The following is a 19,924-nucleotide window of genomic DNA, read 5'->3' as shown; positions in this document are numbered from 1 at the left end:
CGACCGGCACGGGCTCGAGTGTCGCCTCCGGCTCTTCGAACTCTTCGCCCGGAAGCGGCTGCGGCGCCGGGTCTGGCCTCGGCACCCGCGGCTCGGTCCGCGCCTTCGGCCGCTCGCTCCGCGGCTCCGACCGATCCGAGGAAGGCACCGCCGCCGCGCCTTCATAGACGCAGGCGTCGAGTCCGTCGCGGCGGACTACCGCCATGCGCGCCGTGATCATGTTGCCGTAGCGGCGGGTGAAGCCGGTCGGCGCGACGGCCTCGCGGCGCTTGGGCAGCGGGAAGACGGCGGCGATGCGGGCGGCCTCGGTGGCGGTCAGGGACGAGGCGTCGTGGCCGAAATAACGCTGGGCGCCGGCATTGACGCCATAGGTGCCGATGCCGGTCTCGGCGACGTTAAGATAGACCTCCATGATCCGCCGCTTGTCCCAGAGGTTTTCGATCAGCAGGGTGAACCAGGCTTCGAGCCCCTTTCGGACATAGCCGCCCCCCTGCCAGAGGAAGGCGTTCTTCGCGGTCTGCTGGCTGATCGTCGATCCGCCGCGGATGACCGATCCGCCGCGGGCGTTTCGCCGCATCGCCGCCTCGATCGCCTGGCGGTCGAAGCCGTCATGGGCGCAGAACTTGCTGTCCTCGCCGGCGATCACCGCCCGGACCATGTCGCGGTCGATCCCCTCGATCGCCATCCAGTCGCGCCCGGCGCCGTTGCCGGCCGCCCAGTCGCCGATCTGGGTGAAGGTGACGGGCGGGTTCACGAAGCGATAGGCGACCACCCACAGCACGCTGCCGACGAGGAAGATGAGGACGAGCGAGACCAGCCAGCCGATCAGGCGGCGGAGCAGGGAGCGCCTCTTGCGGGTGCGGGGGCGGGCCACTTCATTCCCCTCCCTGCGTACAGGGAGGGGTCAGGGGAGGGGAAAATCCCACCGGCCGAGCGGAACCGGACACGTACCCACCTCCAGCCCCTCCCTGCGGGCAGGGAGGGGAGTCATGGTGGGGCATCCTACCCCGCCGTCAGCAGGCGGCGTTCGCCGGCGAGGTTCATCAGCGCCTTCTGGAGCTTCTCGAAGGCGCGTACCTCGATCTGGCGGATGCGCTCGCGGCTGACGTCATAGACCTGGGAGAGCTCCTCCAGGGTCTTGGGCTCGTCGCTGAGCCGCCGCTCGGTGAGGATGTGGCGCTCGCGGTCGTTGAGCGCCTGCATCGCCTCGACGAGCAGCTCGTGGCGGACCTTGGTCTCCTCGGCGTCGGCGACGCGCTCGTCCTGGAGCGGCTCGTTGTCGACCAGGAAATCCTGCCAGCTGCCTTCGCTGTCGTCGCGAAGCGGCACGTTCAGCGAGGTGTCGCCGCCCATCGCCATGCGACGGTTCATCGAGATCACATCCTCCTCGGACACGCCGAGATCGGTGGCGATCTTCCTGACGTCCTCAGGCTTGAGATCGCCCTCCTCGAACGCCTCGATGCGGTTCTTCATCCGCCTGAGGTTGAAGAACAATTTCTTCTGCGCCGCGGTGGTGCCCATCTTCACCAGGCTCCAGCTGCGCAGGATGAATTCCTGGATCGAGGCGCGGATCCACCACATCGCGTAGGTGGCGAGGCGAAAGCCCCTTTCGGGCTCGAACTTCTTCACGCCCTGCATCAGGCCGATATTGCCCTCGGAGATCAGCTCGGAGAGCGGGAGGCCATAGCCGCGATAGCCCATGGCGATCTTCGCCACGAGGCGCAGGTGGCTGTTCACCAGCTTGGCGGCCGCCTCCGTGTCCTGATGCTCGGTCCACCTCTTGGCGAGCATATATTCCTCTTCCGGCGTGAGGATCGGGAATTTCTTGATCTCGGCGAGATAGCGGTTGAGCCCCGCCTCGCCGCCGGTGGCCGGAATGGTCGCCGGTACGTTTCTGCCGCTAGCCATGATGACTTCTCACTTACTCCCTGGGGCGCTCCACGGCATTTCTCCGCTTCGGCACCTGTTTCCTATACCGAGAGCATCCCGAACAGTTCCTGAATATCAGACGGGACGTCACTTTTGAAGGTTAAGTTTTCTTTCGAAACCGGGTGAACGAAGCCGAGCTCCGCCGCATGCAGGGCCTGGCGATGAAAACCCAATTCTTTCAACACTTCCCGATGCGCCGGCCTGCTCCGGCCGTAGACCGGATCGCCGAGCAGGGGGTGGCCGATCGACGCCATGTGGACGCGGACCTGGTGCGTGCGGCCGGTTTCGAGCCGGCATTCGACCAGGGCGGCCTCCTTCAGCGGACGGAGCGTGCGGTAATGCGTCACCGCGCGCTTGCCGCGGCCGGGCTCGACCACCGCCATCTTCTTGCGGTTCGCGGACGAACGCGCCAGCGCCGCGTCCACCTCGCCCGAAGGCGGGTTGGGCCGACCGGCGACGATCGCCCGATAGGCCCGGTGGATGCTGTGCCGGGCGAACTGCGCCGCGAGCCCTTCATGGGCGACGTCGGTCTTGGCAACGACGAGCAGGCCCGAAGTATCCTTGTCGATCCGGTGGACGATGCCCGGCCGGGCGACGCCGCCGATCCCGGAGAGCCGCCCCGCGCAATGGTGGAGCAAGGCGTTGACCAGGGTGCCGTCGAAATTGCCGGCCGCGGGGTGGACGACCATGCCCGCTGGCTTGTCGACGACGAGGAGGTGATCGTCCTCGAACACGATGTCGAGCGCGATATCCTGCGCCTCGTTATGCGCCGGCTTCGGCTCCGGGACCGAGACTTCGTAGACCGCGCCCGGCAAAGCCTTCACCGCGGGATCGCGGACGGGCGCGCCTTCGGGGCCAAGCACCTCTCCGCTGGAGATCAGCGCCTTGAGCCGCTCGCGCGAGAGGGTGGGGAGCGCTGCCGCCAGCGCCCGGTCCAGGCGCCACCCGACGGCATCCGAGGCAATCGTCGCGAATATGGTCGATTTCCCCCCGGACATCCTGTGCCGATATGGTGCGGGGCGTAACGATTTCAAGATGGACGGAGACCGCCTGCAGGTGGATCGCGGCCGCCCCGATCCTTCCGGCAAATGCCTGAATCCGGCGGGTTTGCGATGGCTGGCTGAGAAGCGGCCGGCGCGGCCCTGCCCCTTGAATCCTCGATTCGCAGGGGCCAATAGGGGACGACCACCGCCAGAGAGGGGCCCGGCGCGAATGAAATCCCATGAATTTGCCAGCCTGCTCTGCTCGAGGCTGTGCCACGACCTGCTGTCGCCGGTCGGCGCCCTCAACAATGGCATCGAGCTCCTTGCCGACGAGCATGATCCCGAGATGCGGGCGCGCTGCCTCGACCTGCTCGCCGAGAGCGCCCGCGCCTCCGCCAACAAGCTCAAATTCTTCCGCCTCGCCTTCGGCGCCGCCGGCGGCTTTGCCGACGAAGTCGATTCCCGCGAGGCTCGCGCCGCGATCGAAGGGCTGTTCGGCGGCGACGGCCGCATCCAGCTCGGCTGGATGGTCGACGAGCCGGTGATCAGCAAGGCGGCCTTGAAGGTGCTGCTCAACATCGTCCTCATCGCCGGCGATTCCCTGGTACGCGGCGGGCGGCTGGATGTCGGCGCCGAGAAGCACGATCACGGCCTCGACATCGTCGTGCGCGCCGAGGGCAGCCGGATCGTGCTCGATCCGGAGCTGAAGAGCGTGCTCATCGGCGGGACCGGAGAGGACGAGGTCGCGCCCCGTGCGGCAGCGGCCTGGCTGGTCCACTGCCTCGTCCAGGAAGGCGGCGGCCAGGTCCAGGTGGCCGAGGGTCAGGACGGCATGCTGCTGATCGGGGCGAGCCTGCCGGCGTGATTCCGCCCCTCCCTGCACGCAGGGAAGGGAAAGTGGGGGCGGGCACCTAGTCCAAAGTCGTCCGGTACCGCGCCAGCGCCAAGGCGCTCACCACGCAGACGAAGACCGCGAGCGCGAGCAGGCTTGGCGCCATCTCGGCGAGATCCTGCCCCTTGAGCAGGGCGCCGCGGACGATTCGCAGGAAATGCGTCACCGGGATCACCGTGCCGAGCCATTGCGCCCATTCCGGCATGCCGCGGAACGGGAACATGAAGCCCGAAAGCAGGATGGAGGGCAGCAGATAGAAGACCGAGAGCTGCATCGCCTGGAGCTGGGTACGGGTCAGGGTCGAGATCAGGAAGCCCAGCGCCAGCGAGCCGATTATGAACAGGCTGGTGCCGATCGCGAGGCCGGCCCAGCCGCCGGCCATCGGCACGCCGAACAGCAAGCGGGCGACGAGCAGGATGATCGCGGTCTGGAGCAGGCCGACGATGACGAAGGGCGCGAGCTTGCCGATCATCACCTCGAGCGGCTGGACCGGCGTGGCGAGCAGGCTCTCCATCGTCCCGCGCTCCTGCTCGCGGGTGACGCCGATCGCGGTCATCATCACCAGGGTCAGAGTGAGCACGACGCCGAGCAGGCCGGGGACGATGTTATAGGCGGTGACGTTCTCCGGGTTGTAGCGACGGTGCACGACCAACTCGAACGGCGGCGCGGACCGGGCGGACGCTGCGGCGGCGCCGGTCAGGTCGTGACGCAGCGCTTCCGAAGGCAGGCTGGCGAGCGCGGCGACGGCGCTACCGACAGCGGTGGGATCGGTGGCATCGGCCTCGACGAGAATCTGCGCGCCGTCGCCGCGGACGACGCGCCGGGTGAAATCGCCCGGGATCGTGATTGCGAACTGGACCTGGCCGGTGCGGATCAGCCGGTCCAGCTCTTCCGGCGAGCGCACCTCGTGCTCGATTTCGAAATAGCTGCTGTTCGCGATCGCGCTCACCACCGAGCGGGCGAAGACGCTATTCTCCTGGACCAGCAAGGCGGTGGGAAGGTGGCGCGGGTCGGAATTGATCGCATAACCGAACAGCATCATCTGGACGAGCGGAACGGCCAGGATCATCGCATAGGTCAGGCGGTCCCGGGTGAGCTGGATGAACTCCTTGACCAGCACCGCGGTCATCCGCTGCCGGGAGAAGCCGCGGCGGGCAGGGAGCCGGCCGGCGCTCACCGGAAATTGTCCTCGACCCGGCCCATCAGGTGGATGAACACGTCTTCGAGACCCGGCTCGGTCCGGGTCCAGCGGAAGGGCGGCCGGCGGTATGGCTCGAGCGCGGTCTCGAGGGCGGAGGCGTCGCGGCCGCTGACGTGAAGGGCGAGGCCGAAAGGCGCGGCGAGCTCGATCGCCGGGTCGCCGAGAAGCTCGGGGGAGAGGCGATCGACGCCGGGGCCTTCGCCGCGCCAGGTGACGAGCCCGGCCGATCGGATCACCTCCTCGGCGGTGCCGCGGGCGAGCAGCTCGCCATAAGCGATATAGGCGATGTCGTGGCAGCGTTCAGCCTCGTCCATATAATGGGTCGAGACGAGAACGGTGAGGCCGTCCGCGGCCAGCCGGTGGATCTCGTCCCAGAAGGTCCGCCGCGCCTGCGGGTCGACGCCGGCCGTCGGTTCGTCGAGCAGCAGCAGCTCTGGCTCGTGGAGGGTCGCCGTGGCGAGCGCCAGGCGCTGCTTCCAGCCGCCGGAGAGGGTGCCGGCGAGCTGACGCCGCCGCTCGGTGAGTCCAAGCTGATCGAGCGCCGCCTCGACCCGCTGCCGGACGCGGTCGAGATCCCGGATACGGGCGCTGAACTGGAGATTCTCCTCGATGGTGAGGTCCTCGTACAGCGAGAAGCGCTGCGTCATGTAGCCGGTGCGCCGCTTGATCTCGGCGCTCTCGGCGATGATGTCGTAGCCCAGCGCCTCGCCGGAGCCGCTGTCCGGGGTCAGCAATCCGCACAGCATGCGCAGCGTGGTCGTCTTGCCCGAGCCGTTCGGGCCGAGGAAGCCGGTGATCCGGCCTCGCTCGACCTCGATCGCGAAGTCCTTGACGACGCGGCGGCCGCCGAACGACTTGTTCAGACCCTCGACGCGGATTGCGACGGTCACCGGTCCGCTCCGATCGGTATGACGTCGACCGGAAGACCGGGGACGAGCTGCGCGTCGGCGGCGGGAAGCGCCTCGACCATGAAGACAAGCCGGTCCCGGCTCTCCCGGCTGTAGATGATCGGCGGCGTGAATTCGGGCCGTGGGCTGACGAAGGCGATCGCCGCCTCGAGCCCCGCCGGGCAGCCGTCGCAGCGGAAGCGGACGCGGCGGCCGGGCCGATAGGCCGCGACCTGGGCCTGCGGGACGAAGAAGCGCACGCGCACGCGGCCGTCCGGGATCATCGCGACGATCGGCTGGTTGGCCGCCGCCCATTCCCCGCGCTGGTAGAAGACCTCCTCGATCCGGCCCGCCGACGGGGCCCTCGGCGCCATGTCGTCGATCCGCTCCGCCGTCTCGCTCTGCCGCGCCCGGGCGAGGGCGGCACGGGCGTCGGCGGCGCGTATCTCGTCCTCGCGCTGGCCGAGCCGGGCCGCCTCGAGCCTTCGGGTGGCGGCGGTGAGGCGGGCGGCGGTGGTCTCGTGGGCGGCGCGGGCATCGTCGAGCCTCACCCGCGCGAAGATGCCCCGCCGGACCAGCGCGGCGGTCCGGTCGAGCTGGATCCGCGTCTCCCGCGCTGCGGCCGCGGCAGCCTCGCGCTCGGCCTCGAGGATGCCGAGCTCGACCGGACGCTGGCCCTTGCGGGCATCCTCGGCGAGCGCCTGCGCCGCCTCGACGTCGGCGCGCGCCTGCTCGCCCTGCGCCTCGCGCTGTCCGGGAGCAACGACGAACAGGCGCTGCCCGGCGGCGACGCGCTGCCCGCGGCGGACGCCGAGCTCGGCGACGGAGCCGGCAACCGGGCTGGCCAGATAGAGCGTCTCGCCCTCGACATAGCCGGAAAGCGTCTCGACCTCGCGACCGTCGGGTGCGAGCAGCAGCCAGGCCAGGAAGAGCAAGGCGAGCAGGGCCAGGATCGCGACGACGATGCGCTGGGGCTTCATCGCGCGCTCTCCTTCAGGCTGAGCCCGTCGATCACCGTCTCGGCATGCTGCCGCGCGGCGGCCACGAGATCGACCTCGGCGCCGCCGATCGGGGTGAATGTTTCCCTCCACAGGATGCCGAGCAGCATCGGCCCCATGATCGAAAAGGCCTGGATGCGCGGATTGCCGGCGCGGACCTCGCCGCGGGCCTGCGCCGCCTCGAGCAGCTCGACGAGCAGCCCGATCGACTTCAGGATGACATCGTCGTGCCAGACCTTGGCGAGCTCGGGGAAGTTGCGCGATTCGCCTATCACCATCTTGGCGACGGCGCCGATCGGAAGCGCGGTGACGATGGCCGCGAAGCGGGGCAGGAGTTCGCGGAGCCGCTCCGGGAAGGGGGTGGCCGAGCCGAGCACCGATTCCCGGAGCGCCTCGACGTTTGGAACCACCACGTCGCGCACCACCGCCCGGAACAGGGCCTCCTTGCTGTCGAAATAGAGATAGAGCGTGCCCTTGGACACGCCCGCGCGGCGGGCGATCTCGTCCAGCCGTGCGGCGGCGAAGCCCTTCTCGGTGAACAGTTCGAGCGCGGCGGCGACGATGTCGGCCGGACGCGCCTCCTTTCGGCGGCGCCAACGGGGTTCGGGGACAGGGGCCATGACCGATCCTTACTAACTGACCAGTCAGTCATTAATAGGCCCGGACGCGCCTGTCGAGTCTCGCGCCTTCGGCGGCAAGCGGCAGGACGGGGGTGGGGGTCAGCCGCAGGCGCGGTCGGCGGCGTTCCAGTCGAACCAGTCGGAGAAATAGACGCTGTCGATCGACCGGTCGAAGCTGAGCTCGACCCGCCAGCGGGCATTGTCCGAACCCCGCGCGCCGATGATCCGAAGGACGTGATCGCCGCCCTCGGCGGCCGCGAACGCGCCGGTCGCCCGCCGTCCGTCGCCGCTCGCCTCCAGCGTCGCGAGCGGCTGCTCGGGCGCGCCGGCGCGGAAGACCTGCAGCGTGAGCGGTGCATCGGGCGAGGTCAGGCTGATACCGTTCCGAGCGCCCGCCTCGAACCGATGCAGCTGGTCGCGAAAGGGGCGACCGTCAGCCAACGTCCCGCCGCCGCACCCTGCGCCGAGCCTGCCGACATGATAGGTTCCGATCGCCGGCGTCGCCGGTCGGTCGTGGTGCGAGATCGGCATTGGCGGCGGCGGCGGCGGCGGCGTGTCGGCCAGGCGCACGACGGGCGGCTCCCGGTCGGGAAGCCCCAGAAGAAGCGAAGCCTGTCCCGGCGCGACCCGTTCGACGCCGCCGCGGACGACCATGGCGGCGGGCGTCAGGCCGATCAGTGCGGCAGCTGCCAAGACATTCATCATTCGAGCCTCCTCCGGTCGTTCTCGTCGGATCGAGAGTTAAGCCGCTTCGAAGCGACGACGGAACCGGACATTTGTCGGGAAGGCGCGCCCGCCCAGCCGGGACAGGGCGGTAAACGGCTTCTTTACCAGCGCCGCTCCATAGGGGTTCCGCGACGGTTGCGGACGGAGCCATGGACGAGCTGATCAACGACTTCCTCGCGGAGACGCGCGACATGCTGCAGGCCCTTTCGGGGGCGATCGTGGCCTGGGAGTCCGAGCCGGGCGACCGCGCACGGCTCGACGAAATCTTCCGCTTCGTGCACACCGTCAAAGGCAATTGCGGCTTCTTCGACCTGCCGCGCCTTCAGCAGCTCAGCCATGCCGCCGAGGACGTGCTCGCCGAAGTCCGCTCCGGCAAGCGCTCGGCGGATTCGCGGCTGGTCAGTGCGGTGCTCGCCGTCATCGACCGGATCGGCGAACTCGTCCAGGCGCTGGAGACGGGCGAGGCGCTGGGCAGCGAGGACGACGAGCAGCTGATCGCCGCGCTGAGCGGCGAGACGGCCCTGCCGGCGCTGGAGCCGGAGATAGCGGCAGGCGCCGCCGCCGAGGTGCGCAAGGGCATGCGCAGCATCCGCCTCTCGGTCGACCTGCTCGATCGGATGATGAGCGGCGTCTCCGACGCCGTGCTCGCCCGCAACGAACTGGCGCGGCGACTGCGCGACATCGATCGCGATCTCGCCGTCGAGGCGGCTTTCGAGCGGCTCTCCGCCTGCATCGGCGAGATACGCGACGCCATCACCCGCACCCGCATGCAACGGATCGACAGCCTGTTCACCGCTTTGCCGCGAATGGTCCGCGACCTCTCCGCCGAGCTCGGCAAGCAGCTCCGGCTGGAGATAGACGGCGGTGACGTCGAGCTCGATCGCGAGATGATCGAGATGATCCGCGATCCGCTGACCCACATCATCCGCAACGCGATAGACCACGGCATCGAACAGCCCCAGGATCGCGCCAGGGCGGGCAAGGACAAGACCGGCTATCTGCGCGTTTCCGCGCGCCAGGCCGGCAACCAGATATTGATCGAGGTGATCGACGACGGCCGCGGCATCGATCGCGAGGCTTTGGTCCGCAAGGCGCTTTCCGCCGGGATCATCGCGCCCGACCAGGCCGAGCGGCTTTCGTCGAGCCAGAAGCTCGCGCTCGTCTTCGCGCCGGGTCTGTCCACGGCCGGCGAAGTCACCGCCATTTCGGGCCGCGGCGTCGGCATGGACGTGGTTCGCGCCAATATCGAGCGGATCGGCGGTCTGGTCGACATCGATTCGCGGCGCGGCGAAGGCGTGCGGCTGTGCATCCGGGTGCCGCTGACCCTGACCATCATCCCGGCGCTGACGGTGAGCGCCGGGGGCCAGGTCTTCGCCATCCCGCGCTCGGCGATCGAGGAGATCTTGCGCGCCGGCACCGGGGCCCAGATGGACCAGGTCGGCGAATCGACCGTGGCGACGGTGCGCGGGCGTCGGGTGCCACTCGTCGACTTGTGCGACCTCCTCGGGGTCGAGGCGGCCGGGCAGGCGGGCAACGAGGCCGCGGTGGGCCGGGCCTCGGCCTCCCGCAGCGCCAACATCATCCTGCTCAAGCCCGCCGGCGGCGACGTCTACGCGCTCGCGGTCGAGGCGGTTCACGACCATGAGGAGCTGGTGGTCAAGCCGGCGGCGCCGGCGGTGATGATGGCCGGCCTCTATGCCGGCACGACGCTCGCCGATGACGGCCGGCCGATCCTTCTTCTCGATCCTTCGGGAATGGCCAATCAGGCCGGCCTCGGTTCCGACGAGCAGGGGCCCGAGGCGCGGGCAGCGGAGGAGGAGATTTCGGACGACGGACCGAACGAGACCACCTTGCTGCTGTTCCAGGGGCTGGACGGCGGTCTGCGCGCGGTGCCGGTGCCTGTGGTCGAGCGGATCGAGGACGTTCCCACTCAGGCTATCCGCCACAGCGCCGGCAAGCTTCGCGTCGCGCTGGGCGGCAACATATTGCCCCTGGCCGGCTGCGCCGCCGCGCCCGGCGAGGGCAAGCTGCGTATCCTCCGGCTGACCGATGGCGAGACCGAGATCGCCTACGGGTTTGCCGAGGTGGTCGACATCCGCTCGGTCGCCGTCGAACTCAAGCCATCGCCGTCGCCGGGGGAGATTGCCGGCGTCGCGCTCATCGACGGCAGCCAGGTCGAGCTGCTCGATCCCTATTGGCTGTTCGCCGCTTGCGGGGACGCCACCGCCGGCAACGACGAGGCGCCGGTGTGCGCGCTCCCGACCGGGGATCCCTGGATGGAGAACATGCTTCGCCCGCTGATCGAGAGCCTGGGTTACCGGGTCGTCCCGGCGGGCGAGGGCATCGCCGCCGACATTCTCATCGCCAGCGCCGAGGACGACCTTCCCGACTCGGCCGTCTCGGCCGGCGAGGTACTGCGCATCCGCTCCCGGCCGGAGCATTCGGGCGAGAATGACAACAGCATCTACCGGTACGACCGCGCCGGCCTGCTCGAGGCGCTGAGCCGCGGCGCCAACAAGGCTCGATCCCATGGCTGACCATCTCCTGCTCATCGTTCGGCTCGCCGGCCGCCGGGTCGCGCTTCCCGCCGCCGAGGTGGAAGGCGTCGTCGAGCTGGACGGGATCACGCCGACCCCGAAGGCGGCGGCGCACGTCGCCGGGCTGTCCGCACTGCGCAGCCGCGTGCTCACCGTCATCGACGGGCTCGCCGCGCTCGAATTCGGCCGGTCCCCCGTCGACGGACTAGCCGAGGCGATCGTCGTCATCTCGGGCGGCCATCCTTATGCGCTGCTCGTCGAGGCGGTGGAGGACGTGGTCGAGATCAATCGCGCGGCAACGCCCGTGCGCGGCCGCGTCGGCGCCGGCTGGGACCGCGTCGCTGCCGGCATGGTCGAGGTGGAAGGCAGCCTGCTCCTGCTCGTCGATCCCCATCTGCTCATCGCCGGCCCGACCGCCCAGGCGGCCTAGGCACATCCGGCGGTTCCGCCCGCTTCGCTTCAACGCCTCACCCGAAACCCGTGATGATTGCCGTCGGTCGATCGACGCCGAATGTTCGGCTTTAAACTTGTGATTACCTCTTCGCATTACGGTCCCCGGCGCGGCCAACGGAGCAAAGAGATATGAGAAGCTGTCTTGTCGTCGATGATAGCAAGGTGATCCGCAAGGTCGCCCGTCACATCCTGGAAACCCTCAACTTCTCGGTCGAGGAAGCGGAAGACGGGCGCGAGGCGCTCGACCGCTGCGACAGCAGCATGCCGGACGTGATCCTGCTCGACTGGAACATGCCGGTGATGAGCGGGATGGAGTTCCTGCGTGCGCTGCGCGGCTCGGAGCGGCCCGAGCAGCCCAAGGTGGTGTTCTGCACGACGGAGAACGACATCGCCCATATCCGCGCGGCGATCGCCGCCGGCGCGGACGAATATGTGATGAAGCCGTTCGATCGCGAGACCCTTCAGAGCAAGCTGCAGATCGTCGGCGTGGCGTGAACGCCCCCTGCGCCACCCTGCGGCGGCGCCCAGAACGGGGCGGACCCGCCCCGATTCGCCTGATGATCGTCGATGATTCGACGGTCGCGCGGGCGGTGCTGTCGCGAATGGTCGGCAGCGAGCCGGACTTCGAGGTGGTGGCGCTGGCCGGCAATGCGCGCGAGGCGCTGGATGCCTTGCGTACGGTCGAAGTCGACATCGTCCTGCTCGACGTGGAGATGCCCGGGACGAGCGGCCTCGAGGCGCTTCCCGAGATCATCGCGGCCGGTAACGGCGCCCGGGTGCTGATCGTGTCGTCCATGGCCGAGGATGGCGCCGAGGTCACGGTCCGTGCCCTCGCCGAAGGTGCGGCCGACACCCTTCCCAAGCCTGGCACAGGCTTCTTCGCGGGACGTTTTTCCCAGGTGCTTGCCGACCGGTTGCGTCGGATCGGCCATGCCAGCCGCGAGGAAGGCCAGGTCGCGCGGGCCCCTGGGCCGGTCCGGCTGCGCGACATGCCCGACCGGCCGCTTGGCTGCGTCGCTCTCGGCGCGTCCACCGGAGGGCTCCATGCCCTGGTGGAGCTGCTGCGTGCGCTGCCGCCGCGGATCGGCGCGCCGATCCTGGTCACCCAGCACCTGCCGGCGGTGTTCATGCCCTATTTCGCGCGCCAGCTCGAGACGGCCTCCGGCCGCGCCGCGACGGTCGCGGTCGAAGGCCGGACGCTGATCGCCGATCGCATTCACGTCGCTCCGGGCGACGCCCATCTGTGCGTGGCCGGCGCGCCGGGCCAGGCCCGGGTCAGGCTCGATCGCCACCGGGCGCCGTCGGGATGCATGCCTTCGGTCGACCCGATGATCTCCTCGGTGGCCGAGCTGTTCGGCGATTGTGCGGTCGGCGTGATCCTGAGCGGCATGGGCCGCGACGGCCTGATCGGCAGCCGCCTGCTCGTCGAGCGGGGAGGCGCGATGCTCGCCCAGGACCAGCTGAGCTCCGCGGTGTGGGGTATGCCGCGCGCCGTCGCGGAGGCGGGACTCGCCTCCGCCGTGCTTCCGCCCACCGAGCTGGCGCGGCGGATCGCCGAGAGGGCGGGGGCCGCATCGTGGAAATAAGCCAGTCCTCCCAACGCATTCTCGCCAGCCTGCTCGAGGCCCGCACCGGCCAGCAGATCACCTTCAATCGGCGTTGGCGGATCGACAGCGCGCTCTCCTCGATCATGCGCGAGCGCGACTTCGCCAATGTCGACCAGCTCGTCGCCCGCCTCGTCGCCGGACGCGACCCGGCGCTCACCGAATCGGTGATCGAGGCGCTGCTCAACAACGAGACCTATTTCTTTCGGGACAAGCTTCCCTTCGATCTCCTGTTCGGCGGGCCGGTGAAGCGCCTGGAGCAGGCGCGGCAGCGCGAGAAAAGGCTGTCTATCTGGTGCGCCGGCTGTTCGACCGGTCAGGAGGTCTATTCGCTGGCGATGAGCTTCGCCGACGAGAAAACCCGCTGGCAGGGCTGGAAGATCGATATCGTCGGCACCGACCTGTCCCGTCGCACGATCGAGAAGGCGCGTGCGGGAATCTATTCCCAGTTCGAGGTGCAGCGCGGCCTGCCGGTGGTGCAGATGATCCGTCATTTCGACGAGGTCGGCGGCCGCGAATGGAAGATCTCGCCGGTCCTGCGCGACGCCGTCCGCTTCGAGGCCCGCAACATCAGCGACGCGCCTCCTCATCCGGGCAAGTTCGACATCATCCTGTGCCGCAACGTGCTGCTCTATTTCTCGCCGGAGATGAAGCGGCTGGCCTTCACCCGGCTCTCGCAGGCGATCGCCGCCGACGGCAGCCTCATGCTCGGCGCCGGCGAGACGGTGATCGGGCTGACCGATCGATTCGTCTCGGATCCGGAAAATCGCGGACTCTACGTCCCGGCACCGGGAGTCGGCATCGGTGCGTCGCCCGCGGCCCGCGTCGCCTGAACCCACCCTCGAGGCCCCCGTCGCCGTCTGCGCTTGACCTTTCGGCGGATTTTCATCCCTAAGCGGTCATGGACGAGATCATCGACTGCCCGTCGCCCAATTTCGACGAGCGCGACCAGCCCGTGTCGATGGTCGTCCTTCATTATACCGGGATGGCGGATGCCGACGCGGCGATCGACCGGCTGCGCGATCCGGAGGCGAAGGTCTCCTGCCACTATCTCGTCACCGAGGACGGCCGGGTGCTGCGCATGGTGCCCGAGGAGAAGAGGGCGTGGCATGCCGGCAGCTCCTATTGGCGCGGCGTCCACGGCGTGAACGCGGTCAGCATCGGCATCGAGATCGTCAACCCGGGCCACGAGCTCGGCTACCGGCCTTTCCCGAAGGCGCAGATGGACGCGCTGCTGCCCTTGCTCGACGGAATCGTGAAGCGCCATCAGGTGCCGCGTGCGAACATCGTCGGCCATTCCGACGTGGCGCCGGCGCGCAAGCAGGATCCCGGCGAGCTTTTCGACTGGGGCCTTCTCGCTCGTTGCGGCCTGGCGGTGGCGCGGCCGTGCCGCGGCCTGGTCGATCCCGCCTGGACCGACGGCGGCTTCCTGCTCGCGCTCGAACGCTATGGCTATGACGTGCGCGAGGCCGTTGCGGCGGTCACCGCCTTCCAGCGCCGCTTTCGTCCCGAGATGGTCGACGGCGCGATAGACGGTGAGTGCCGGGCCATCCTCCTCCAGCTGCTGCTCGACCGCGAGCGCGGGCACGTCTTCTGACCTTTCGGAATCGGGCGGCAGGTCCTAGATAGGCTGGACCAGAGGGTCGGGCGGCCGCGGCCTGCGCAAGCAGGGCGAGGAAAGTCCGGGCTCCATGGAACGGCGGTGCCGGGTAATGCCCGGCGGGGGCGACCCCAGGGAAAGTGCCACAGAAAGCATACCACCCTCCTTCGCTCAAGCTCCGGCGGGCTCGCCCGCCGAAGCCGAAGGCGCAGGCGGGCCAGGGCGAAAGGGTGCGGTAAGAGCGCACCGCGTCTCCGGCAACGGAGGCGGCACGGTAAACCCCACCGGGAGCAAGACCGAATAGGGGCGGCATATGGGCTTCGTTCCGGCCCCGTCGCCCGGGTTGGTTGCTTGAGGGACGGAGCGATCCGTCTCCTAGAGGAATGGCCGCCCATCCGCTCCGGCGGTGGACAGAACCCGGCTTACAGACCCTCTGGCCATTTCCTCGCCGTCTGCCGGTCGGCGGCGGTCACGAACTTTTTCCCCTTACCCCCGTGCACGTGCGCACCATTCTGACTAGATTGGCCGGACCTATGGCAAAACCGACGCGATCGAACGACTGGGGCTTTCCCCGCTGGCGCGGCTACGGATCGGCGCGTGATGCCGAGCCGGTGCGGCTGTGCGATCGCCACGGCTGCGACGAGCCGGGCGATCGGCCGGCTCCGAAATCTCCGAACAGTCGCGAACGCTGGTATTTCTGCGAGCGCCACGCCGCGGAATATAATCGCAACTGGAATTATTTCGAGGGCCTGACCGTCGAGGAGGCGGCGGCGCGCGAGGCGGACGAGCAGCGCGGCGCCAACGGCTATCGGCAGGCGGGCCATTATGGCTGGGGAGGCCCCGGCGACGGCAGCCGCAGCCGGGACGAGATGCGTGCGCTCGAGGCGCTCGAGCTCGAATCCGACGCGGAGTTCGACGACATCCGCGCCGCCTATCGCCGTCTCGCCAAACTCAATCACCCCGACGCCCGCCCGGGGGATGCCGAGGCGGCGGCGCGCTTCCAGGCGATCCAGGCCGCCTATGAGGTGCTGCGCAAGGCCGAGGAGCGGCGCAGCGCGGCGTGATGCCTGTCTTGCGGTCCCGGGGGGGCGAGGGCCTGCCGGCCGGAAAGCGGATCAGTCGGTGAACATGAAGGTGCCGCCGACATGCGCCACCGGCCGTGCCGGATCGCCGTCATGGGCGGTGCCGCGGACGAAGCCGACGCTGCTGGTGACGGCATAGCATTCGCCGCGCCCGACCAAGGTCTGGCCGGGCACGGCAGGGCGCAGATAATCGACCCTGAGGTCGAGCGTCGCCTGATGGCGGAAGCGGCCCAGCCTGATCCAGATGGCGAGGCTGGTCGCCATGTCCATGAGGCTGATGATCGGGCCGGAGGCGATGATGCCGGTGGCGGGCATTCCGACGAGCCGCTCGGCATAGGGAAGCTCGAGCTCGGCCCAATCCTCGCCGTGGCTGCGATAAAGGATGCCGAGCGCGCCGCCATGTCCGATGCGGCGGACCAGCTTCATGAAGCGCTCGGGATCGAAGCCTTCGGCGATGCTCAACGCACGAGCCTCGCGGCGGTCTCTCGCACCAGCGCGATCATGTTTGGAATGCCCTGAGTGCGGTTCGAGCTGAGCTGGTTCCTGAGATCGAAGCGGACAAGCTCGCCCTCGATATCGGCGGCAAGGATTTCGGCGGGCTCCCGATCCTGGACAGCCAGCAGGACGAGCGCGACGATGCCCTTGGTGATCGCCGCATTGCTGTCGGCGAGGAAATGGAGGCGGCCGTCCTCGCGCGGGACGGGATAAACCCAGACCGCCGCCGAGCAGCCGCGCACCAGGGTGGCATCGGTCTTCAGCGCGGCGGGCATCGGCTCGAGCTCGCGGCCGAGATCGATGAGCAGGCGATAGCGGTCGTCGGCGTCTAGAAGCTCGTAATCGGCAAAGACGTCGTCGAGGGACTGGAACGGCATGCGCGGCGCTTAGAGCAAAAGGCGGCCTTGCGTCACCTCTTCACCGACGAGATCAGTCGTCGCCGTCGGCGATCGATTCCAGCCGTCGGATGCGCTGCCTGAGGTCGGCGAGCTCCAGCCGGGCCGGCGTACGCCGCGCGCCTTCGCCGAGCTCCAGCCGCTTGAGCGCCAGCCAGTCCGTCCACAGCCGGAGCGCCGCGGTCGAACCATAAGCGAGGAGGGCGGTCGCGAGTGCGCACATGGCGAGGAGGGGAAGCGACGCAGCCATTTCAATCACTCCTCAGGCGTTCGATTTCCTGCTCGAGCCGCGCGTCCTTGTCGGTCGCGATCCGCTCGAGAACGGCGAGCCGGTCCTTCACTCGGGCCAGGTCGTCGCGCAGCAGCCGGTTATCGGATTCGCTCTGGGCGTGGCGCGCCCGGCGGGCGCCGCCGCGGTTGATCCAGACGGAAAGGACGATGCCCAGAGTGATGACGAGCACGCTGAAGGCGATCATGTCATATTCGTTCATTCGTTCCTCCTCGCTCGTCTCGCCGGCAGCCGCGCTTCAGCCCGGCAACCTCATCGTGGGCCCAGCTCGGGCCGGTCGCGCAGCGCCTCGATCTGTCGCTCGAGGCTGTTCTCCTTTTCGACGGTGATCCGCTCGAGCACCTGCACCCGGTCGCGCAGCTGCTTCACCTCCTCCCGAAGGCGGGCCATCTCCTGCTCGCCGGCAAAGGCCCCATCGCCGCGCCGGCCGCGGGAATGACCGTACCGGGCCCGGACGATGCTCGCGATCATCACCATGGCGACGATCAGCACCACCATGAACTGTCCACCACTCATCTGTTCAACCTTTCGTGACTGGGCGGCGGGCCGCCCGATGCGTCAGTTTCTCGGGCCCCGAAGCGCCTCGATCTCCTGGGTGATCCGGTGGCTGTCGTCGGTGACGATGCGCTCGACATTGGCAAGCCTGTCCTTCACCGCGCCGAGCTCGGCGCGCAACTGCGCATTCTCGCTCGACAGCAGCCGTATCCGCTCGGTCGTCTCCGTGGTCGTCCTCGGCTCGAGGGGTTTTCCCCAGCTCGTCTCCAGCGGATAGCCGTGCTTGATGCGCAGCCAGGTCGTGAAAACCCAGCCGACGATCCCGACCGTGCCCATGGCGAGCGAGGCGGCGATGATCCATGGGAGGTGGGGGAGGATGGCTTCCGCGCCGTTCATGTCCGGGACCTTCCTGAGTGTGCGGCCTCAATTGGCGGGGCCGCGGAGCGCCTCGATCTCCTGGGTGAGCCGGTGACTGTCGTCGGTGACGATCCGCTCGACCGTCACCAGCCTGTCCTTCATCGCGCCCATTTCGGCGCGCAGCTTCGCATTCTCGCTGGACAGGAGCTTGATCCGCTCCATCGCCTCGTCGCTGGTCTTCGGATAGACCGCCTGTCCCCAGGCGCCGTCGAGCGGGTAGCCATGCTTGACACGCATCCAGGTGGTGAAGACCCAGCCCAGCACCGCGGCGAGACCGACAATGGCGAGGACGGGGGCCATCGCGTCGAAGGAAAAAGGCATGTCCGTGTCTCCTAGTTGGCGAGCTTGGGCTGTTCGCGCGTCGGCTCCGGAAGGGCGTCGATCTCCGCGGCGAGGTGGTTGGAACGGTCGGTGACGATCCGCTCCAGAACCCGGATCCGCTGCTCGAGCCGCTCGATCTGGACCGCCTGGCTCGCGGCCTTGTCTGCGGCGAGATGGGCGGCATGGTCGAGCTGCTTCTCCTTGTGCTTGAGCCAGCGCTTGAAGATGTCGGAGCCGATGCCGAGCACGACCGGCAGGCCGACGACGAAGAAGATGATGGTGAGGACGAAGGCGTGGGAGGACATCGGCGATTCCCCTGTCAACGAAGGCTGTCTATGCTGCGGGCGGTGCGTCCGGCCGGATCGGTCGCGATCCGCTCCAGCACCCGGATCCGCTCTTCGAGCCGTCCGATCTGCGCGCGCATCTCGCCATTCTCGCCGGACAATCTTTCCACCTCCCGCGTCTCGGCGGGGACCTCGTTCCTGTAGGTCTTGCCGCTCCACTCATTTTCGAGCGGGTAGCCGTGCCGCGCGCGGATCCAGCTGCTGGCCAGCCAGCCGAGCGTGCTGATCGCGATGATCGCGAGGACGAATTCGGGGCCTCCCCAGGACATTTCGCAATACTCCTCTTGGTCTTCAGCGCAGGCTGTCTATCTCGCGGGCCGTCCGTTCGGCGGGATCGGTGGCGATCCGCTCCAGTACCGCGATCCGCTCGTGCAGCCGGGTGACTTCCGCGGTCAGCCGCTCGTTCTGCTCCACCAGCTTGGGCACTTTGCGATCCTCGTCCTGGTTGCCGCGCACCGTCCTGAGCGCGAGCTCCTCGTCGGTCGGGATGGCGTGACGCGCCCGGATCCAGGTGGTCAGGATAGTGACGATCATGGCGGCCGAGATCGCCACCACCAGCACCAGGAAAATCGTGAGATTGGTGTCCATGGTCGTTCCCCTCCTGACGCCGAACCGCTCAGCGCAGCCTGTCTATTTCGCGGGCGGTGCGTTCGGCAGGATCGGTGGCGATCCGCTCGAGCACGGCGATGCGCTCCTCGAGGCGGCCCACCTGGCCGCGCAGCTTCTGATTCTCGTCGGTCAGCAGCTCGATCTGGCGCGTCGCCTCCGGGCCGGCCGACGGATGGACCGTGTTGCCCCAGTCGTCGGTCACCGGATAGCCGTGCTTCGCCCGGATCCAGCTGGTCAGCACCCAGCCGAGCGTCGTGATCAGGATGATCGCGATGACGAAATTGGGTCCGCCGAAATTCATGTGTCTTCCCCCTGCCGGTGTTCGCGGTCAGCGCAGCTGCTCGATCTCCCGCGCCAGGCGGCTGTTCGAGCTGGTCACATAGGTCTCGACGTCGGCGAGACGGCGGTCGATTTCACGGAAGCGGGAGCGCACGTCCCGGGCGGTGCGGCGCGGATTGGCCCGCACGCCCTGCCAGAACTTCTTCTCGTCCGGATCCTGCTCGTAGAAGGAGAGCGGCTTCCTCGGCGCCATCGCCGCGACGATCCAGTAGGCGATGAGCGTCCAGGGAAAGCCGCCGAGCAGGGTCAGCAGCACCGCACCGATGCGGACGAGGGTGACGTCCATGCCGGTATAATCGGCGATCCCGGCGCAGACGCCCGACCATTTGGCATTCTGCTTGTCGAGGTAGAAGCGGGTGCGCGGGCCGGTCATGAATTCCTCCTGCGGGGCTGGTTGCTGAGGCGGCCGTCGTCGCCGATCGCGTCGGGATCGAAGCTGCGGCTCAGCCGCGGCTCCAGACCCATTCCGGCCGGATCGTGGGCGATGGCGCGCCAATTGGGATTCTCGGCCTGGATGATGCGCTCGATGGTCGCCATCCGGTCGTCGAGCCGGCGCGCCACGTCGTGCAGCTCGTCGAGCAGATTCTCGTCCTCGGTGGTGAGCGTCGCCGCCGTCTTCCACTTGGTGATGTAGTGAAAGATCACCCACGGGAAGCCGATGAACAGGATCGCGCAGATGACGATCGGGAACAGGAAGTCGCCCATCGA

The 19,924-nt window shown here is 68.5% G+C and carries 28 protein-coding genes, 1 other RNA gene and 1 pseudogene; 9 read left to right on the top strand and 21 right to left on the bottom strand.

All coding sequences use genetic code 11. From position 1 onward, the window contains the following. Positions 1-166: 166 nt before the first annotated feature. The 3 genes and pseudogenes from mtgA to DDE10_RS04240 form a co-directional block, all read right to left on the bottom strand. Positions 167-841: pseudogene (gene mtgA, locus DDE10_RS04250) on the bottom strand (monofunctional biosynthetic peptidoglycan transglycosylase); the annotation flags it as partial. Positions 842-1,002: 161 nt separating this feature from the next. Beyond that, on the bottom strand, positions 1,003-1,908 hold the full coding sequence (rpoH, locus tag DDE10_RS04245; protein ID WP_114951423.1) for an RNA polymerase sigma factor RpoH: 906 nt from the start codon (positions 1,906-1,908) through the stop codon (positions 1,003-1,005). 62 nt (positions 1,909-1,970) lie between these two features. Beyond that, positions 1,971-2,927, bottom strand: coding sequence for an RluA family pseudouridine synthase (locus tag DDE10_RS04240; RefSeq protein ID WP_114951422.1), 957 nt, complete (start codon positions 2,925-2,927; stop codon positions 1,971-1,973). Positions 2,928-3,141: 214 nt separating this feature from the next. Here DDE10_RS04240 and DDE10_RS04235 point away from each other — a divergent pair, with 214 nt between their 5' ends. Further along, positions 3,142-3,777: a histidine phosphotransferase family protein gene (locus DDE10_RS04235; RefSeq protein ID WP_114951421.1), complete on the top strand. Its 636-nt coding sequence runs from the start codon at positions 3,142-3,144 to the stop codon at positions 3,775-3,777. A 46-nt stretch (positions 3,778-3,823) separates the two neighbouring features. On the opposite strand, the gene DDE10_RS04230 is transcribed toward DDE10_RS04235, so the two are convergent. The 5 genes from DDE10_RS04230 to DDE10_RS04210 all read right to left on the bottom strand — a co-directional run bounded on the left by DDE10_RS04230 (position 3,824) and on the right by DDE10_RS04210 (position 8,215). After that, positions 3,824-4,981 (bottom strand): ABC transporter permease, encoded by a 1,158-nt coding sequence (locus tag DDE10_RS04230; RefSeq protein ID WP_284734426.1) that lies wholly within the window; start codon positions 4,979-4,981, stop codon positions 3,824-3,826. Next, entirely contained in the window at positions 4,978-5,895 is a 918-nt protein-coding gene (locus DDE10_RS04225; RefSeq protein WP_284734425.1) for an ABC transporter ATP-binding protein, read from the bottom strand. The genes DDE10_RS04230 and DDE10_RS04225 overlap by 4 nt, the downstream gene beginning before the upstream one ends. Beyond that, positions 5,892-6,872 (bottom strand): HlyD family secretion protein, encoded by a 981-nt coding sequence (locus DDE10_RS04220; RefSeq protein ID WP_114951420.1) that lies wholly within the window; start codon positions 6,870-6,872, stop codon positions 5,892-5,894. The genes DDE10_RS04225 and DDE10_RS04220 overlap by 4 nt, the downstream gene beginning before the upstream one ends. Then, positions 6,869-7,510, bottom strand: coding sequence for a TetR/AcrR family transcriptional regulator (locus tag DDE10_RS04215; protein ID WP_114951419.1), 642 nt, complete (start codon positions 7,508-7,510; stop codon positions 6,869-6,871). The genes DDE10_RS04220 and DDE10_RS04215 overlap by 4 nt, the downstream gene beginning before the upstream one ends. Before the next feature lie 99 nt (positions 7,511-7,609). After that, positions 7,610-8,215: a hypothetical protein gene (locus DDE10_RS04210; protein ID WP_114951418.1), complete on the bottom strand. Its 606-nt coding sequence runs from the start codon at positions 8,213-8,215 to the stop codon at positions 7,610-7,612. 170 nt (positions 8,216-8,385) lie between these two features. Here DDE10_RS04210 and DDE10_RS04205 point away from each other — a divergent pair, with 170 nt between their 5' ends. The 8 genes from DDE10_RS04205 to DDE10_RS04170 all read left to right on the top strand — a co-directional run bounded on the left by DDE10_RS04205 (position 8,386) and on the right by DDE10_RS04170 (position 15,494). Beyond that, positions 8,386-10,773: a chemotaxis protein CheA gene (locus DDE10_RS04205; RefSeq protein ID WP_114951417.1), complete on the top strand. Its 2,388-nt coding sequence runs from the start codon at positions 8,386-8,388 to the stop codon at positions 10,771-10,773. After that, on the top strand, positions 10,766-11,203 hold the full coding sequence (locus DDE10_RS04200) for a chemotaxis protein CheW (RefSeq protein WP_114951416.1): 438 nt from the start codon (positions 10,766-10,768) through the stop codon (positions 11,201-11,203). Before DDE10_RS04205 ends, DDE10_RS04200 begins: the two co-directional genes overlap by 8 nt. Positions 11,204-11,355: 152 nt before the next feature. Then, on the top strand, positions 11,356-11,721 hold the full coding sequence (locus DDE10_RS04195; protein WP_114951415.1) for a response regulator: 366 nt from the start codon (positions 11,356-11,358) through the stop codon (positions 11,719-11,721). Between the two features lie 62 nt (positions 11,722-11,783). Next, positions 11,784-12,812, top strand: coding sequence for a chemotaxis-specific protein-glutamate methyltransferase CheB (cheB, locus tag DDE10_RS04190; RefSeq protein WP_114951414.1), 1,029 nt, complete (start codon positions 11,784-11,786; stop codon positions 12,810-12,812). After that, positions 12,803-13,663 carry a CheR family methyltransferase gene (locus DDE10_RS04185; protein WP_284734424.1) on the top strand — a complete coding sequence of 287 codons (861 nt, stop codon included), beginning with the start codon at positions 12,803-12,805 and terminating at the stop codon, positions 13,661-13,663. The genes cheB and DDE10_RS04185 overlap by 10 nt, the downstream gene beginning before the upstream one ends. 68 nt (positions 13,664-13,731) lie before the next feature. Then, positions 13,732-14,427 carry an N-acetylmuramoyl-L-alanine amidase gene (locus DDE10_RS04180; protein WP_114951413.1) on the top strand — a complete coding sequence of 232 codons (696 nt, stop codon included), beginning with the start codon at positions 13,732-13,734 and terminating at the stop codon, positions 14,425-14,427. A 38-nt stretch (positions 14,428-14,465) separates the two neighbouring features. Further along, positions 14,466-14,871, top strand: an RNA gene (gene rnpB, locus DDE10_RS04175) — RNase P RNA component class A. Positions 14,872-14,963: 92 nt separating this feature from the next. Next, entirely contained in the window at positions 14,964-15,494 is a 531-nt protein-coding gene (locus tag DDE10_RS04170) for a J domain-containing protein (protein WP_114951412.1), read from the top strand. 51 nt (positions 15,495-15,545) lie between these two features. On the opposite strand, the gene DDE10_RS04165 is transcribed toward DDE10_RS04170, so the two are convergent. From DDE10_RS04165 to pspB, 13 genes are read right to left on the bottom strand one after another with little or no spacing between them, the layout of a single operon-like run. After that, positions 15,546-15,938 carry a PaaI family thioesterase gene (locus tag DDE10_RS04165; RefSeq protein ID WP_114951731.1) on the bottom strand — a complete coding sequence of 131 codons (393 nt, stop codon included), beginning with the start codon at positions 15,936-15,938 and terminating at the stop codon, positions 15,546-15,548. Positions 15,939-15,970: 32 nt separating this feature from the next. After that, positions 15,971-16,384, bottom strand: coding sequence for a SufE family protein (locus tag DDE10_RS04160; RefSeq protein WP_114951411.1), 414 nt, complete (start codon positions 16,382-16,384; stop codon positions 15,971-15,973). Between the two features lie 52 nt (positions 16,385-16,436). Continuing rightward, the gene (locus DDE10_RS04155) at positions 16,437-16,652 is read right to left on the bottom strand and encodes a hypothetical protein (RefSeq protein WP_114951410.1); all 216 of its coding nucleotides are present in this window, start codon (positions 16,650-16,652) and stop codon (positions 16,437-16,439) included. Between the two features lies 1 nt (position 16,653). Continuing rightward, positions 16,654-16,893, bottom strand: a complete 240-nt coding sequence (locus tag DDE10_RS04150) for a hypothetical protein (RefSeq protein WP_114951409.1) — start codon at positions 16,891-16,893, stop codon at positions 16,654-16,656. A gap of 50 nt (positions 16,894-16,943) precedes the next feature. Beyond that, on the bottom strand, positions 16,944-17,207 hold the full coding sequence (locus DDE10_RS04145; RefSeq protein WP_114951408.1) for a hypothetical protein: 264 nt from the start codon (positions 17,205-17,207) through the stop codon (positions 16,944-16,946). 42 nt (positions 17,208-17,249) lie between these two features. Beyond that, positions 17,250-17,582 (bottom strand): hypothetical protein, encoded by a 333-nt coding sequence (locus tag DDE10_RS04140; protein WP_114951407.1) that lies wholly within the window; start codon positions 17,580-17,582, stop codon positions 17,250-17,252. A 27-nt stretch (positions 17,583-17,609) separates the two neighbouring features. Beyond that, the gene (locus tag DDE10_RS04135) at positions 17,610-17,924 is read right to left on the bottom strand and encodes a hypothetical protein (RefSeq protein ID WP_114951406.1); all 315 of its coding nucleotides are present in this window, start codon (positions 17,922-17,924) and stop codon (positions 17,610-17,612) included. Between the two features lie 11 nt (positions 17,925-17,935). Beyond that, positions 17,936-18,229, bottom strand: coding sequence for a hypothetical protein (locus tag DDE10_RS04130; RefSeq protein WP_114951405.1), 294 nt, complete (start codon positions 18,227-18,229; stop codon positions 17,936-17,938). Between the two features lie 14 nt (positions 18,230-18,243). Next, the gene (locus DDE10_RS04125; RefSeq protein ID WP_114951404.1) at positions 18,244-18,537 is read right to left on the bottom strand and encodes a hypothetical protein; all 294 of its coding nucleotides are present in this window, start codon (positions 18,535-18,537) and stop codon (positions 18,244-18,246) included. Between the two features lie 22 nt (positions 18,538-18,559). Further along, positions 18,560-18,856, bottom strand: a complete 297-nt coding sequence (locus DDE10_RS04120) for a hypothetical protein (RefSeq protein ID WP_114951403.1) — start codon at positions 18,854-18,856, stop codon at positions 18,560-18,562. A gap of 28 nt (positions 18,857-18,884) precedes the next feature. After that, positions 18,885-19,178: a hypothetical protein gene (locus DDE10_RS04115; protein ID WP_114951402.1), complete on the bottom strand. Its 294-nt coding sequence runs from the start codon at positions 19,176-19,178 to the stop codon at positions 18,885-18,887. A 27-nt stretch (positions 19,179-19,205) separates the two neighbouring features. Further along, on the bottom strand, positions 19,206-19,589 hold the full coding sequence (gene pspC, locus DDE10_RS04110; protein ID WP_114951401.1) for an envelope stress response membrane protein PspC: 384 nt from the start codon (positions 19,587-19,589) through the stop codon (positions 19,206-19,208). Further along, entirely contained in the window at positions 19,586-19,921 is a 336-nt protein-coding gene (gene pspB / locus DDE10_RS04105; RefSeq protein WP_114951400.1) for an envelope stress response membrane protein PspB, read from the bottom strand. The genes pspC and pspB overlap by 4 nt, the downstream gene beginning before the upstream one ends. Between the last annotated feature and the right edge of the window lie 3 nt (positions 19,922-19,924).

Source organism: Sphingosinicella terrae (assembly GCF_003347635.1).
Classification (GTDB): Bacteria; Pseudomonadota; Alphaproteobacteria; order Sphingomonadales; family Sphingomonadaceae; genus Allosphingosinicella; species Allosphingosinicella terrae.
The sequence above is the reverse complement of the archived record's forward strand: the minus strand, read 5'-3'. Positions and strand labels throughout refer to the sequence as shown.